The organism is Halalkalibaculum sp. DA384 (assembly GCF_043951955.1).
Classification (GTDB): Bacteria; Bacteroidota; Rhodothermia; order Balneolales; family Balneolaceae; genus JAMQKA01.
The window spans coordinates 63160-78100 of record NZ_JBINJE010000017.1 but is presented as its reverse complement, the minus strand read 5'-3'; the positions used below and the strand labels follow the sequence as shown (position 1 = coordinate 78100).

12 protein-coding genes and 1 other RNA gene are annotated in these 14941 nt (G+C 50.1%); 8 read left to right on the top strand and 5 right to left on the bottom strand.

All coding sequences use genetic code 11. The features are described 5' to 3' along the window. The first annotated feature begins 147 nt into the window (after positions 1-147). From ACG2E4_RS11180 to ACG2E4_RS11150, 7 genes are all read left to right on the top strand, one after another. The gene (locus ACG2E4_RS11180) at positions 148-1656 is read left to right on the top strand and encodes a DUF2231 domain-containing protein (RefSeq protein WP_395276607.1); all 1509 of its coding nucleotides are present in this window, start codon (positions 148-150) and stop codon (positions 1654-1656) included. A 144-nt stretch (positions 1657-1800) separates the two neighbouring features. After that, positions 1801-2532, top strand: coding sequence for a GntR family transcriptional regulator (locus ACG2E4_RS11175; protein ID WP_395276596.1), 732 nt, complete (start codon positions 1801-1803; stop codon positions 2530-2532). Between the two features lie 509 nt (positions 2533-3041). Further along, positions 3042-4085 (top strand): exo-alpha-sialidase, encoded by a 1044-nt coding sequence (locus ACG2E4_RS11170; protein ID WP_395276595.1) that lies wholly within the window; start codon positions 3042-3044, stop codon positions 4083-4085. 6 nt (positions 4086-4091) lie between these two features. Continuing rightward, positions 4092-5573 (top strand): sodium:solute symporter, encoded by a 1482-nt coding sequence (locus ACG2E4_RS11165; RefSeq protein ID WP_395276594.1) that lies wholly within the window; start codon positions 4092-4094, stop codon positions 5571-5573. Positions 5574-5634: 61 nt separating this feature from the next. Next, positions 5635-6540, top strand: coding sequence for a dihydrodipicolinate synthase family protein (locus ACG2E4_RS11160; protein WP_395276593.1), 906 nt, complete (start codon positions 5635-5637; stop codon positions 6538-6540). 89 nt (positions 6541-6629) lie between these two features. Beyond that, positions 6630-7388, top strand: a complete 759-nt coding sequence (locus ACG2E4_RS11155; protein WP_395262017.1) for a hypothetical protein — start codon at positions 6630-6632, stop codon at positions 7386-7388. Further along, positions 7388-8158 carry a hypothetical protein gene (locus ACG2E4_RS11150; RefSeq protein ID WP_395262016.1) on the top strand — a complete coding sequence of 257 codons (771 nt, stop codon included), beginning with the start codon at positions 7388-7390 and terminating at the stop codon, positions 8156-8158. The genes ACG2E4_RS11155 and ACG2E4_RS11150 overlap by 1 nt, the downstream gene beginning before the upstream one ends. Before the next feature lie 47 nt (positions 8159-8205). Here the strand turns inward: ACG2E4_RS11150 and ACG2E4_RS11145 are convergent, their stop codons facing one another. The 3 genes from ACG2E4_RS11145 to dnaN form a co-directional block, all read right to left on the bottom strand. Then, positions 8206-9012 (bottom strand): class I SAM-dependent methyltransferase, encoded by an 807-nt coding sequence (locus ACG2E4_RS11145; RefSeq protein ID WP_395262015.1) that lies wholly within the window; start codon positions 9010-9012, stop codon positions 8206-8208. A gap of 243 nt (positions 9013-9255) precedes the next feature. Continuing rightward, complete coding sequence (locus ACG2E4_RS11140; RefSeq protein WP_395262014.1) at positions 9256-10050, bottom strand: S-adenosyl-l-methionine hydroxide adenosyltransferase family protein; 795 nt, start codon at positions 10048-10050, stop codon at positions 9256-9258. Beyond that, complete coding sequence (gene dnaN / locus ACG2E4_RS11135) at positions 10043-11158, bottom strand: DNA polymerase III subunit beta (protein ID WP_395262013.1); 1116 nt, start codon at positions 11156-11158, stop codon at positions 10043-10045. Before dnaN ends, ACG2E4_RS11140 begins: the two co-directional genes overlap by 8 nt. Positions 11159-11350: 192 nt before the next feature. Between dnaN and miaA the strand changes: the two genes are divergently transcribed. After that, positions 11351-12262 (top strand): tRNA (adenosine(37)-N6)-dimethylallyltransferase MiaA, encoded by a 912-nt coding sequence (gene miaA, locus ACG2E4_RS11130; RefSeq protein ID WP_395262012.1) that lies wholly within the window; start codon positions 11351-11353, stop codon positions 12260-12262. A gap of 98 nt (positions 12263-12360) precedes the next feature. Here miaA and ffs read toward each other — a convergent pair. After that, positions 12361-12460: signal recognition particle sRNA small type (gene ffs, locus ACG2E4_RS11125), an RNA gene on the bottom strand. A gap of 290 nt (positions 12461-12750) precedes the next feature. Then, complete coding sequence (locus ACG2E4_RS11120; protein ID WP_395276592.1) at positions 12751-14940, bottom strand: CHASE2 domain-containing protein; 2190 nt, start codon at positions 14938-14940, stop codon at positions 12751-12753. Position 14941: the final 1 nt, after the last annotated feature.

Below are 14941 nucleotides of genomic sequence, written 5' to 3'. Positions count from 1 at the left end.
CTTCGTTAAACGATCTGATAGGTAATTGAGAAGTGGCACACATATAGGTAAGCGGATATAAGATATTTTGAGAAGTAAATAGATTAATAAGAAATTTGGAGTTCGTATATGTTGAGTAGTACCTGTATTGGATTAGTATTGACTACAATGCTATGGGGCGGAGGGGCCTTGGCAGAGGTCGTTGCCCATGGCGTGGCTATTGAATCTGCAGTTGCGGTAGCCTTGCAGTCCGCTGCTGCTGGTAGTCCCTCTGATCTAGTGTTGTTTATCGGGCGTTTTCATCCCCTGTTGGTACATCTTCCGATTGGCTTCCTGCTGCTGGCATTTTTGCTGGAGTTGTTCGGGCGATTTGAGCGATACAAGGATCTTGGGAACGCGGTTTCTTTTTCCCTGTTTTTGGGCGGACTCAGCGCGGTCGGTGCGGCTGGTACAGGTTATCTTCTTTCCATGGACGGTGGATATGGAGAAGGGGTACTATCTATCCACATGTGGCTTGGGATAGCAGTGGCCCTGCTCTCGTTGGCCGCTTTTGTGCTGCGCCAGTGGTACTACGAAAATCCAAAATTAAAGAAAGTCTATACGGGCGTGCTTGCGGCGATGGTCCTTTGCCTTGTGAGTGCGGGCCATTACGGTGGCTCATTAACCCACGGATCTGATTATCTGGTCCAATATATGCCGGAGCCTCTTCGGTCATTTGCGGGATTACCGCCCAAAGAAGATAGAGGAATACCGAAAATTGAAAATCTTGATTCAGCGAGAGTTTTTCAGGATGTCATACACCCAATCCTGGATACTCGCTGCGTAAGCTGCCACAATCCTGAAAAGAAAAAAGGAGAGCTGCTGCTTACCACGTATGAGAATATGATGGAAGGCGGAGAAAGTGGTCCACCGTTAAAAGCAGGAAGTGCCGACAGCAGTGACCTGGTCCACCGCCTGCTGCTTCCCGAGGCCGATGATGATCATATGCCGCCGGAAGGGAAAATGCAGCTTACGGGGGACCAGGTGGATCTAATTACCTGGTGGATTGACCAGGGAGCCCCGATGGATCTGACCATATCCGAGATGCAGGTGCCGGAAGATATCTCGGAAGCCTTGAATAAGCTGACGGTGGAGGGCACCAGCTTCCTGGCCAAAACCGAGGTGCCCAAAGCGGATACATCGGTTATCAACAACTTAAAAAGTCAAGGGATTAAGATTTCCCCGATCGCACAGGAAACCAATTTTTTACAGGTAAAATATCCATCGACTGAAGACAGCGTTAATCTGCAAAAACTAACCCCAATTTCTGAGCAGATCACCTGGCTGGATCTGGCCAATACCAAAGTAAGTGACCAGGGACTCTCGCATCTAGCGGAATTTACCAACCTTACAAGACTTAACCTGGAGCAAACTTCTATCGCGGACAGTGCAATGGCAATAGTCAGTTCACTGGAGCATTTAGAATACCTGAATGCCTACCAAACGGATGTGAGTGATGAGGGGTTGCAACAGTTGCAAAAAAATAAAAGTTTAACCGCTCTCTATATTTGGCAAACCAACGTGACGGATGAAGGCGTGAATAAGTTACAGGAGAAGCTCACAGAGTTATATATCGATACTGGATGGGGGCAGGCTACAGTTGACAGCACTACGACAAAAGATCAACAATCAAGATGAGTATAGCTTTGATACCTGTACACTAATCAATTTTAAATATTAAAATCTTTATGATTTGTATAAATGTACGTACATTTATTAAATATGTTAACATAATATTAAATGAATCTATACTAAACTTGGAATTACTGGTACCAGTTTTCAATGCAAATCGATCATAAATCATCCGTTCCTTTATATAAGCAGATTGAAGATTATCTGCGAGATTTGATAGAAAGCGGAGAGTATGACAGTGGAAAGTTTTTGCCTAAAGAAGAAGAATTGGCCAGCCAATTTGGAGTGTCCAGGAACACAGTGCGCCAGGGAATAATGCAATTGGTACGTGAAGGACTGCTGGAGAGACGAGCAGGAAAAGGTACGTATGTGTCAGATCAAAATATTACAACTCACCTTTCTGAGTGGCACAGTTTTACCGAGGAGATGCTGCGAAAAGGCGTTGAGCTACATAACTACCTGATACAGTCCCATTTTGAAGCTGCAAATAGAGAAGTGGCAGAAGCGTTGCAAATAGAGGAAGGAAAGCAGGTGTTAAAACTGGAGAGGCTACGTGGGGACGAAAATCATCCGTTTGTATACTTTGTTTCATGGTTCCATCCCCGAATAAAGTTGACGGGGGAAGAGGATTTTACCCGGCCATTATATTCGATCCTGGAGGATGATTATTCCGTTTTTCCGGTCTTTTCAAATGAGGAATTGAGCGCTATCTCAGCAGATAAAAAAATAGCCAAGTACTTGAGAGTGGATGAAAACCTCCCGATTCTTTATCGCCAGAGACTCGTTCTCGATTCTGGGAATCGCCCGATTGAGTATAACGTTGGTTACTATCGGAGTGATGAATTTTCATACTCCATTCGATTCCAGAGATCCACCTCTTAGGGATAGAAACAGTGACACCTCTCATAAGGAATACAGTTACTTTTTCCGTTGGGTTTTCCTAAATCATCCTTGCCTGTTCATTATATTGAGTGATCAAAAAACGAGCTAAAATCACCGGCGGTGGATTTATTCGCCTGGATGGGTTCCGCTGTGGCTAAAGAAACTGAGATATTGTACGGACGTGGCTCCCCGCCCTGCACGGTTTCTTTCTACACGCCTGCGCTGCGCTTGTACCGGGCGGCTTATAAATCCGCAGGCTGGAACGGATAAAACAAATAATGTGGCAACCCCAAGTCCAGAAAATCCCTGCTTTGCATTTCTTAACCATGACCAGCGAGAAAAAGCTATGCCTTGACCAAGGGCTTAACGCGCAATCATCCTTCACAATCAACATAAAGAAATATTATGGATGACTTTTTGCATAAAAATAGTCAGATTAGGTCTAGCCAACGGGATCTGTTGATGCATCATACAGGGGATCAAAATCTTAACTACTGATTATTATACGTATGCAGCGAACAGTCATTTTTCTATCGATCTTGATATCACTGCTAATAAGCGCAGTATGTGATGCTCAGAATACAGCCATAACAAAAAGTGAATTTATTTTTACCGAAGCTCCGTTCGAGGAGTGCCATGCCTCCACCATTGAGTCGACTCCCGATGGACTGGTTGCCGCCTGGTTTGGGGGCACCGAAGAGAGCAACGAGGATGTGGAGATCTGGCTGAGCCGCAATACGGGCGCCGGTTGGTCAGATCCGGTTTCAGTGGCCGACGGGGTGCAACATGCCGACAAGCGATATCCCACGTGGAACCCAGTATTGTTCCAGGTGCCCGACGGAAAGCTGATGTTGTTTTACAAAGTCGGGCCAAATCCCAGGGAATGGTGGGGTGCCCTGAAGACCTCCGGCGATTACGGGCAAAGCTGGTCACGGGGATACCGGCTGCCGGAAGATATTTTAGGCCCCATCAAAAACAAGCCGATTATGACAGAAGATGGCCGCCTGATCAGCCCGTCGAGCACAGAGCATGACGGGTGGCGTGTCCACTTCGAGATTTCCCCGGACACCGGCAAAACATGGCAGCTGGTCGGGCCGATCAACGACGCGGAGGAGTACGATGTGATTCAGCCCAGCATCCTCCGGCACGGGGGTGATACACTCCAGATACTGGCCCGCAGCAAAAATAATCGCATTATCACCTCGTGGTCCTATGACGGGGGCTATAGCTGGAGTTCGCTGACACCTACCGAACTTCCCAATCCCAATTCGGGCACCGATGCGGTTACCCTTGACAATGGACATCACCTGTTGGTCTACAACCATTCTGAAAAAGATGAAGGAGAATGGGGCGGGCCCCGAACGCCGCTGAATGTGGCCGTTTCGGAAGATGGGAAACAGTGGCATACTGTAATAACACTCGAGGATACTCCCGGGGAATACTCCTACCCCGCCGTCATCCAGGCATCCGACGGGCTGGTGCATATCACCTATACCTGGAAGAGAAAGCAGGTAAAGCATGTGGTGCTGGATCCGGAAAAGATAGACTTTTAATAGAATATGACAACGATAGATGTCGTCATATTTTTTGTCTACCTGGTTGGAATAACCGTTTTTGGCGGTTCCTTTTATCGCAAGAACAAAACCTCTTCCGCCTTCACGCTCGGTGATAATACGATCCCGGGATGGGTCATCGGGATGTCGATCTTTGCGACCTTTGTCAGCAGCATCAGCTATCTGGCCTTGCCGGGAGAGGCGTACATGTCAAACTGGAACGCCTTTGTATTCAGCCTTTCCATTCCAATAGCCATTGTGGTGGCGCTTTACTTTTTTGTGCCACATTACCGCAGTGTCAACAGTCCCTCAGCTTATACCTACCTGGAAGATCGGTTTGGCTCGTGGGCGCGGGTCTATGTCTCCACCTGCTACTTGCTGACCCAGCTAATGCGGATCGGTACCATCCTGTACCTGCTGGCGCTGGCTATTCATGCTGTCTTTGGATGGGATATAGCCACGATTATTATCGTTACCGGCCTTACCGTTATCATCTATTCGGTGCTCGGCGGCCTTCAGGCGGTGGTCTGGACCGATGCCATCCAGGGGATTATTCTTATTGCCGGGGCCCTGTTTTGCATCGGTTATATCCTGCTCTACCTGCCGGGAGGACCCGAACAGCTGTTTGCCGTGGCGTTCGAGCATCACAAGTTCAGCCTGGGCAGTTTCGATCTGAATATTTATGAGTCTACGTTCTGGGTGGTGCTGATCTACGGTACGTTTATCAATTTGCAGAATTACGGGATCGATCAAAATTATGTACAGCGGTATGTGGCCGCCCGGACTGACGAAGAGGCCCGACGTTCGGTATTGTACGGCGGACTGCTTTACATTCCTGTCTCCGCCTTTTTCCTGTTTATCGGGACGGCCCTGTATGCGTTTTATGCCTCCTCTGCCGGGCACCTGCCGCCCGAACTTACGGAGGCCAGCCGGAGCGATCGTATATTCCCCTATTTTATTGTTAATGAACTGCCGCCGGGCATCACCGGTTTGCTGGTCGCCTCTATATTTGCAGCGGGAATGAGCACGATATCGACCAGCCTGAACAGTTCAGCCACCGTATTCCTGACCGATTATTACGAGCGTTTTTTCAAGCGTGCGGCCAGTGAGCGGGATTCGATGCGGGTGCTGTACGTCTCTTCCCTGCTGGTCGGATCTGCAGGAATTTTTATAGGGCTCTCCCTGGTTGATGTCACCAGTGCGCTGGATGCCTGGTGGAAACTCTCTTCGATCTTCAGCGGCGGGATGCTCGGGCTGTTCCTGCTGGGCATCTTTACCCGCACCCGCAATACTGTTGCCCCGATCGTCGGGGTGATCGCCGGAATCGGGGTGATCATGTGGCTGAGCCTGTCCAGGTTTTTCCAGCTGGAGGGTACGCTCGGTTACCAGATCCACTCCTACCTGACCATTGTATTGGGAACAACGGTCATCTTTTTGGTTGGCTTTTTGGGATCCTTGACCAAAGGAGATAGCACCAGGAATGAGTAGCGACCGCCTGGCCGGTTTTTAGCATTTAATCGTATCAGCAACAAAAAATCCATTATTTGATATGAACAGAGTTGAAGGAATTGTACCGCCCATGGTAACCCCGCTGCTGAATGATGACGCGCTGGACCTGCCGGGCATAGAAAACCTGGTGGAACATCTCATATCGGGCGGGGTGCACGGCCTGTTTCTTTTGGGGACTACCGGGGAGGGCCCCAGTATAAAGCAGTCCATGCGCGTTACGCTGATACAAAAAGTGTGTGACCAGGTGCAGGGACGAATTCCTGTATGGGTGGGGCTTATGAACACCTCGTTCCGGGAGGCCGTCGAGCTGGCGGATAAGGCGAAAGAGTGTGGAGCCCGGGGGCTGGTACTGGCCCCGCCAAGCTTCTATAAGATAGAACAGCATGGACTGTACAGGTTGGTTGACCAGATGCTCGATGAGATCTCCCTGCCGTTATACCTGTACAATAATCCCGGGGTCACCCAGGTATCGTTTGAACTGGAGACTGTCGCCCGTCTTCTCCCGAGGGAGGGCGTACGCGGAATGAAAGATAGCTCAGGCGATATGATATATTTCCAGCGACTCCGGGAACTCACCGAACAGACCGAAACGGAGCTCTATATGGGTCCCGAAGAGCTGCTGATGGAATCCCTGATCGTGGGTGGACAAGGCGGTATACCGGGCGGAGCCAACATTTTCCCGGAACTATATGTCGCCATGTACAAGGCGGTAACCTCTGGGGATTTGGACAAGGCTCAAAATTTACAACGTAAAATTATGCGGTTGACGAAAGTGGTATATGGTGGCAGCGGTTTTATTGCCGAAAAAGTCGTTAACGGCATCAAGTGTGCCCTGCAGGCACTGGATATCTGTTCTGCGGAGGTCTCCAAACCGCTGGACAGGGCGAGCGAGAAGAAGGAGAAAAAAATCAGGGAGTTGTTGAAAACCCACATCCGGTCTGGATAAGTTTGTGGTGACTGGCAAGTGCTCAAACCGGTTTTGCAACCGTCCTCAAACAAAACAAGTAATATAATGTCAGAAGCATGAAGGGTCGAATGGTACGATATTCCTGTTTAATGCTGTTGTTGCTGTTGACCAGCGGTCCGGTTCAGGCCCAGGTTTATAAGACCTGGCTAAGCGTGGATGGAGGGTATCTGCACCAGGAAGTTACTCCCACTGGACTGCGGGCTCCTGTTTATCAAACAGCCAACGGTTTTAGTTCGGGACTTTCTCTTTACTACGCGGACCAGGGATCCTACCATCTGGCTACATTCAGTTACAACCGGCAAAACAATCCCCGGCTTTATCCTGCAGATATTTCGTCATTTACTGACAGGTTCCTTTCATTGCAGGTCAACTATGAGTATACCTATTTTCATTTTCGAAATGTGGCCGATCTGCACCTGGACTTAGGATCTGGTCCTTATCTTTTTGTACAGAATCAGATTACCCACCTGCAGGCCGGCGCCAACAGCTCCGTTGAGAATAACCACCTGCTGTATGGCGGAGGAGTAAACCTTGTTCTGCGATACAGGCAACCGGGATTCCCGCTAACGGCACGGCTCAATATGGTCAATGGAGGTTTTTGGGGACGCCAGGAGGTGAAACAACAAGTTGACAGCGAAGCTGAATACAAGGCCAATGGCTGGATGTCTGATATCAGTATGAATATCGCGTACCGACCGGCTGTCAACTGGAAATTTTATTTACGGTACAACTGGAGTGAACGCCTGGAGTATCTGTATAATGAGCAGCAACGGCGAACATACCAGGGTATCAGTTTGGGCATAAGTTTTAGGCTGGAGGACGATTGATGAGATATAAGATCCTGATTTGTATTACGCTACTATTTGCAGGCACGGGATGTACCCGGCTTTTCGATTCTGCCGATGAAAAAAATGGCGACTGGAATACATACCGATCCGAACATTATATTTTTTATGTAAGGGATAACAGTGAAGCAGAGCGTGCAATTGAGAAGATCCAGCAGGAACAGGAGCGGGCCTACCGTGAAATTAACGAGCGGCTGGATATCTCCTTCACTCGAATGTTAAAGGTCTATATATATGATTCCAGGCAAGATATGGGAGAGACCGACAGGACCGGGATCGCTCATCCGGAAATCGGAACCATTGAAGTGATCTACAATTCTGAGATACAGTCGATCGGCGTTCCGGGCGTTTCCCTCCATGAGCTGAGCCACCTGGTGGTCTTTTATGAATGGTGTCCCGTATCGGAACCCGTGTTTGCCGAGGGCCTGGCAGTGTGGCTGGATGACTACTGGGGAGACCCGGCTATCAGTACGACGAATCTGTTTAGCATCAGTAAAAAGAGAATGGAGGCGGGCACCCTTCCGGCCGTTGAAGCGATGGTCACCGGGTGGAGCGGCATTGAGTCTCGCTATTCATACCCGGCCGCCGGCTCATTTACCAAATACCTGGTGCAGGAGTACGGGCTGAATGCATTCCGGCAGCTTTACTGCGAAGCTCAAAGGCAGGATTTCGACTCTGTATTTTTTGAGATCTACGGCAAGCAGTTTTGGGAGGTCGAAACCGAGTACGAGACGTTCCTGCAAAACTATTAGATACCATAAAAATTGTTGCCCACAAGGGAAAAGACAGGTCAAAAACATCATTCCGGCTGTAGTTTGGTAAAGCAAACAATTCCCCTGTTGCGTTGCTGCTCAACTGAAAACCCGGCGCGCTCAAACAGCTCGTTACTCTCCGGGACCGTCCAGAATTTGAGTCCACCAAATTCCGCGGAGTCCTGCAGCAGCCGTACATACCAGGCATCCGATTTGACAAGGTGCATCATAAAAAAGCTGCCCTCCTTCCTGATAACCCGCCGCGCCTCGTACAGAACTTTCATCGGGTCGGTGAGTTCGTTGAGGGTGCCTCCCATCATCAATCCGTCGAACGTCGCTCCAAAAAAGGGTAGTTCGCGGGCGTCTCCGCGAAGCAGGTACAGGTCGGTTTGGTCTGCCTCGGCCTTCAGGCGGGCCTCCTCCAGCATCTGGGATGAAAAGTCGAGGGCTACAACACGGGATTCCGGCTGGGCTTTTTTAACCAGCCGGGCATACAATGCCGTAGAACACCCGATATCCAGGTAGAGATTGCCGGGCCGCGGATTGAGCCACTCAATCAGCAGCTCCTGCTCTTTTTCGATTGGGAACTCCTCCCCCGTAAGCAGGGAGAGCGATCGTTTCCGCCATAAATCCTCGTAAGCAGCAGCCGTCACCTTCCAGTGGTTGCTGCTCTGGGCCCAGGACATCGAGGGGGGCGTTTCTCCCAAAAGGTCAATAATATTATTCCGGATTTTATACTCGTCCCCTTTGCTGGAACAGATGGTACCGTTGAATGACTTCCCGAGCTGGGCTGCTTCGCCGGGAACTTCGATAGCTGCTCGTTCGTGTATGGGAGAACGGAGTTCTAGGGACATATAATTTGATTATGGATTGCACATGTTGAAATGGCGATTTTGACCAATAAACGGTTTTGCAAAAACTCCTGAAATTATAACGGGTCTTGTTACATTTCCATTCAACAGTTGATTTATTTGGAACCTGTCAGCAGTCTCCGTGTATTCTGTTTCGACCTATTTCGGTATTGGTAATCGGCAGAGAATAGTAACAGGTCCTGGAACAATCTCTGATACGCGGTGTGGCGACCACGTGTTACATCATCAGTCATTCTTTTGCAAGACCAGGGATATCTGGGCACCCTTCTTTACGCTCATCATTTCGGCGGCATCTCCCTTGTTTATGCCGACCTCCAGCATGCCGGAGCTGCCGATATAGGCAGCGGGTTCACCGTCGGGGACAGATCCAAAGGTGGGGACCAGCTCATCAAGAATCATATTTCCGACGTAGATCTTTACTGACTGCTTCCCAATTACATCCTCGATCAGGGAATAGTGGAGGTTTGTGACCAGGTTCCCGAATTTATCAATATGGATGATCCATCCCTGGAGACCGTCTTTGTCTGCAATAGGTGAGGCCCAGCGATAGGTCTTCAGGTCTTCCAGCGGTTCGCCGAGGTCGGCCAGTGAAACACCGTTACTCAGGTGGGCGGCAACCGGCGCGAAAATATCGCGCCCGTGAAAGGTGTTTGAGCGCTGCTCGTGCCAAAAAGTGTCATTGGTAAGACGGACCGCCTCGAACTCTTTATCCTCCGTGAGCAGGGAAAAGATACCGTTGTCTGGCCCCACATAGTATTGGTCATCCACCTTCAGGGCAATGGGGTTGCGGTCGGTTCCCACACCGGGGTCGATAACCACAAGGTGAACAGAGCCGGTGGGAAACAGGGGAGCCGAATTTTGCAGGACCCACGACCCGGCCATGATATCCTGGTCGGGAACTTCGTGAGAAATGTCTACAAAGCGGACGTCAGGGGCAATATCCAGCATAACCGCCTTCATTGCGCTCACGTAATAGTCCTGCAGTCCAAAGTCGGTTGTCAGCGTTACAATACTACGCATAGGAGTTAAGCATCACCGGCATAACAAGCATTAGCATCTCCTCTTCATCCTCCTCATCCAGCGGCTTTACAATGCCGGCCCGGTTTGGGGTGGAAAATTCAAAATAGACCTCTTCGCCATCCACATTGCCCAGCACGTCGGCCAGGTACTTGGCGTTGAAGCCGATCTCCATGGAGTCGTCATCATAGTCACAGCTGATGGTTTCCCGTGCCTCACTGCTCATATCTATATCCTCGGCCCGGATGGTGAGTTTGTCCTTATCCAGCTGAAGGCGAATCTGGCGGGTCGTAGAGCTGGAGAAGATGGAGACCCGCTTGACGGTTGCCAGCATCTGTTCCTTGTTGATAACCAGCTGTTTGTCATTTTCCCGCGGAATTACAGACTCGTAGTTGGGATATTGTTCGTTAATGAGTCTCGTAATAACAATGGTATTGCCGCTTTTAAAACGGGCATGATCTTCGGTAACCGTCAGCACGCACTCTTCTGCATGCAGGGCTTTTTGTACCAGGCTGAGAGCTTTCTCGGGGACGATAAACTGTACTTCCTGGTCAGAGGTGAGCTCCGACTTCACAAAACGAACCAGCCGGTGGCCGTCGGTGGCCACAAATTTCGATTCTTCGGGGCCGATATCAAAGTAGACGCCCATCATGGCCGGTCGCAGGTCGTCATTGGAGACGGCAAAAAGCGTTTTGTCGATGGAGTCCAGCATCAGATCCTTGGTGGTGTCAAGCTGTTGGCCTTCATCCAGGTTAGGCACTTCGGGGAATTCATCGGGATCTTCGCCCACCAGCTTGTATGTACCCTTGTCGGTACGGAACTTGATATTGAATTTTTCATCCACATCAAATGAGACCGGAATATCGGGGAGCTGCCTCAAGGTGTCGATCAACCGCCGGGCGGGAATCGCCACGGCCCCGTCTGCGTCGATATCGGCCTCCATATACTCAATAATGGAGATTTCAAGATCGGTAGCTGTCAGGCGCAGTTTTCCATTTTCACTTTCAAATAAAATCGTTTCCAGTATGGGGAGGGTGGCTTTGTTGGGTACAGCACCAGAAACCGCCGAAAGCGCTTTTACAAGGTCACTGCTTGAAGCATTAAATTTCATATCAGAATAATTTTTCTAAATTAGGGTAATCACTACATATTTGGCGTTGAGATGCACTCCAAAAAGATACCTTATACTAATAAATCCTTGCTCTCTTAGCAACCAGCACGGCCCATATAATACCCAAATATTGACCTCGGTATTCAGAGCTGTTATTTTCGGCTGAAAATAAAGATAATCAATCCCCTGCATGTGCGTATTTTACTGATTGGTCCCACCGCTGTTGGCAAAACGGCTCTTTCTCTTAAGCTGGCTCAGGCGGTCGATGCCGAAATCATTTCGGCCGACTCACGCCAATGTTACAGATACCTGGATATCGGCACCGCAAAACCGGATGAAGGGGAGCTTGAGAAGGTACCGCACTACAATATATCGATCCTGGATCCGGAGACAGAAGACAGCGCCGTTGATTTTTATGAGCGTGCCATGCAGTGGGAGCAGGAGATCGAAAAGCGAGGAAAAAACGTGCTGTATGTCGGGGGAAGTACCCTGCATGTGCAGTCGTTGATCAAGCCGTTTGACGACGTACCGGAAGCGGACGAAGGGAATATTGAAGAGCTGGAGCAGCGCCTGGCGGACGAAGGGGTTGAGGCGCTCTATGCCCAGCTCGAGGAGGTGGACCCCCGCTACGCCGAAAAGATGGACGGAATGAATCCCCAGCGCATCCTGCGGGCGCTAGACGTGTGGATGCAGACTGGCAAAGCATTCAGCTCTTTTCATTCTGATGATGAAATTGAGATATCCGGAGATACATATGTCTTTGGCTTAAAACGGGATCGCCAACGTTTGTACAAGCGTATCAACAAGCGGGTGGACCGAATGTTTGAACGAGGTTTCCTGGATGAAGTCAGCGGCCTGCTCGAGCGGGGCTATACCCGCGATACCCGGGCTCTCAACTCCGTGGGATACCGCGATGCGATAGACTACCTGGAGGGAAAGAAGACCCGGGAGGAGATGGTCAGGGATATGAAAACACAAACACGCCGCTACGCCAAGCGCCAGATTACCTGGTTCAAGCGTTGGGATTTTGTGAAATGGATCGACCTGGACGAGCATTCGAATGAGGAGGTACTTGACATTATACTGGAGCAGCTGGAAAATTGATCGCGTTTAGAAAGCGAAATGACGTCAACCGGATGGTTGAAGAAACGGGGTCGAATGAAATTTCAGGGTAAGCAATGCTAAAACAGGGCAAAAAAAAGAGAGGACAGACGACCTACATCACGCCGCTACGACCTCCTACCGCTGCTACCTTCCGGTCCTGACGGAGTTCAGAGGGAGCTGGCTGCGTAGGGCCTGCCCTCGAAATTCAAATATACAGGTTATTGGGTGTGGAATGCAAAATCGATTTGCGGATTATTTATTTCCACGTACCTGATATTTAGGATATTCTCAAAAAGGTACCGGGTGGAAATCAGGAATGTAGAATTATGAATCTCGAGGACGATTGATCGTATAAACGGGTTGTCATACCATGATCCAGCCGGAAGAATTTTTATTTGACGAGTTGGCGGAAAGCCGCGCATCTTAATTAACCCGTCAGCCTTGCAAGTCGCTGTTACATATGAGTTAGCATCTGTCTGGCGAAAGCCCTATTTAGACTCCATCACGTAGACCCCATCCCAGGAGTCACCGGGGGGATGTTCAGCCATATTTCGGCACCGCTCCAGGTAGACCAGAGAGGGATTGGTTTTTATGTAGGGATCCTCATCCGGTTGATACGGCTCCAGTTCTGCAGACTGTTTGAAAAGGCTGATTGCGCGGTCCCAGTTTTGTTGCAGGTAGGCCTCGGTGCCCCGCTCAAAAAGTTCAACGCAATCGAAAGTGGACTGGGGAAGGTGATCTTTTAGGCCGGTAATTTCATAAACGTTGACCGGCTGTGAGCGTCCCACGACTACAATACGGTCGAGATAACGAAAATGGCAGCGATCCCCATGTTTCAGGGCTTCTTTTCGGGTTTCACCGGTAACCATCGTGTATACGCCATACGATTTGGCCCCGCTTTCGCACCGGGCTGCGAGGTTGACGTTATCGCCCATCATGGTGTAGTTGAAACGTCGCGTGGATCCCATGTTACCGGTCAGCATGGTACCGGTATTCAGGCCGATCCGGTTGCGCATGTGATGCACGATCTCGGGCCACTTGTCGCCCTCACTTTTCCATTTTTCACGCAGTTCCGTCAGGCGCAGCTGCATCAGTTGAGAAGAAACGCAGGCACGGTAGGCGTGGTCCTCTTCCGGAACCGGCGCGCCAAAGAAAGCGACAATTGCATCCCCGATATATTTGTCGAGGGTCCCCCCCTGGTCTGTTATGATGTCGGTCATGGCAGAAAGGTATTCGTTGATAAGCTCGACCAGCTGGTGAGGTTCCAGCTTTTCGGAGAAGGCGGAAAACGACTGGATATCACTGAAGAAGGCGGTGATATATACTTCGTCTCCGCCGAGCTGGGGTTCCTGACCCGACTCTATCATCTGCTCTACCAGTGTGGGAGAGACGTACGAGGAAAACATGCCGCGGATACGCTGCTTCTCCCGTTGTTCCTTGAGATAGTCGTAGCTGGTGGTGGTTATACAGCCAACAAGGGTAGCGATCACAGGTCCCGTATACTCAATGACATAGCTGAAATTAAGAAATTCTACCAGGGTAAGGCCGGTGATAAAAAGTACTTGGAAAAGGAAGAACAGGAATCCCCAAAACGCACCCAAATACCGGGTTGCCACTACGATGACGGATGCGAAAAAAAGCAGCAGAAGCAGGTTCACCCACTGTTTGGCATGGCGGATGTAGTTACCACCCAGTATCGTTTGCAGGGCGTTGGCATGGGTTTCATACCCGGGGCGGTTGCCGGACTCCGCAAAGGGGGTGGCGTGAAAGTCGTGTAGCTCCTCCATTGTTGCACCGACCAGCACGATTTTATCTTTAAAGACCTTGTTGGCCAAAAGACCGAAATCGGGATCGGAAAAGGAGTTGAACTGAAACTCGGGATCCTCGGAATTGAGCAGTATGGTAGAGTCGTCAATGACGCTCTCGAAAGAATACTGGGGGAAGGCCCCGCGCGCTCCGACGTAGTTGATGGTCATGGTATTGGGGCTGTACTTGGGAATCCGGTAGTGCCCGAACCGGAACCGGTCGCGGGTTTCGTGAATTTCCACGCTGTCCCAGTCGTGGTACTGTTTCAGGACTTCCAGTGCAAATGACAGGTGCCGTTCTCCCCGGTATGTCCGGGAGAGGAGATAACGCCGTACGGCATCGTCAGCGTCTCGGAAAACCGTAACCAGTCCATATGGATTTGGGTTGGCGTTTCGCAGTATGGGGTTGGGCTCAAGCATGGATTGAACGGTGGAACCGGATCCCGCCCCTCTGCTGTCGGTTTGAATTTTGTAGTCACCGGCCAGCACCACATTTTCATGCTTCCGGAGTTGCTCAGCAAAAAGCGAGTCGTTTTTTGATTTGGAGGAGATCTTGTCAAAGATAACATCAATACCGATCACTCTGGCTCCGGCCTTGTTCAGATTTTCGACCAGCTTGCCATAGAGACGGGTGGGCCAGGGGTATTTGTACGGGATCTCTTCATCCGCCTGCTGGCTGATCGCCACCAGCACGATGTTGGAGTCGGGCATGGCCAGGGGACCACGAATTTCAAAAAGTTGATCGGTGACTTTTAATTCGATCACCCGAAAAGGATTGCTGTAGGAAATAACAATGGCACTGATACAGGTAAAGAGCACGATGGACGGGAGGATCCACCAGTTGCGTTTTTCCTTTTTTCCTGATGTGGCCATG

Bases quoted from the DNA above. Each gene is read 5' to 3' on its own strand.
- ACG2E4_RS11180 (WP_395276607.1), top strand. From the start codon at position 148: ATGCTATGGGGCGGAGGGGCCTTGGCAGAGGTCGTTGCCCATGGCGTG.
- ACG2E4_RS11175 (WP_395276596.1), top strand. From the start codon at position 1,801: ATGCAAATCGATCATAAATCATCCGTTCCTTTATATAAGCAGATTGAA.
- ACG2E4_RS11170 (WP_395276595.1), top strand. From the start codon at position 3,042: ATGCAGCGAACAGTCATTTTTCTATCGATCTTGATATCACTGCTAATA.
- ACG2E4_RS11165 (WP_395276594.1), top strand. From the start codon at position 4,092: ATGACAACGATAGATGTCGTCATATTTTTTGTCTACCTGGTTGGAATA.
- ACG2E4_RS11160 (WP_395276593.1), top strand. From the start codon at position 5,635: ATGAACAGAGTTGAAGGAATTGTACCGCCCATGGTAACCCCGCTGCTG.
- ACG2E4_RS11155 (WP_395262017.1), top strand. From the start codon at position 6,630: ATGGTACGATATTCCTGTTTAATGCTGTTGTTGCTGTTGACCAGCGGT.
- ACG2E4_RS11150 (WP_395262016.1), top strand. From the start codon at position 7,388: ATGAGATATAAGATCCTGATTTGTATTACGCTACTATTTGCAGGCACG.
- ACG2E4_RS11145 (WP_395262015.1), bottom strand. From the start codon at position 9,012: ATGTCCCTAGAACTCCGTTCTCCCATACACGAACGAGCAGCTATCGAA.
- ACG2E4_RS11140 (WP_395262014.1), bottom strand. From the start codon at position 10,050: ATGCGTAGTATTGTAACGCTGACAACCGACTTTGGACTGCAGGACTAT.
- dnaN (WP_395262013.1), bottom strand. From the start codon at position 11,158: ATGAAATTTAATGCTTCAAGCAGTGACCTTGTAAAAGCGCTTTCGGCG.
- ACG2E4_RS11120 (WP_395276592.1), bottom strand. From the start codon at position 14,940: ATGGCCACATCAGGAAAAAAGGAAAAACGCAACTGGTGGATCCTCCCG.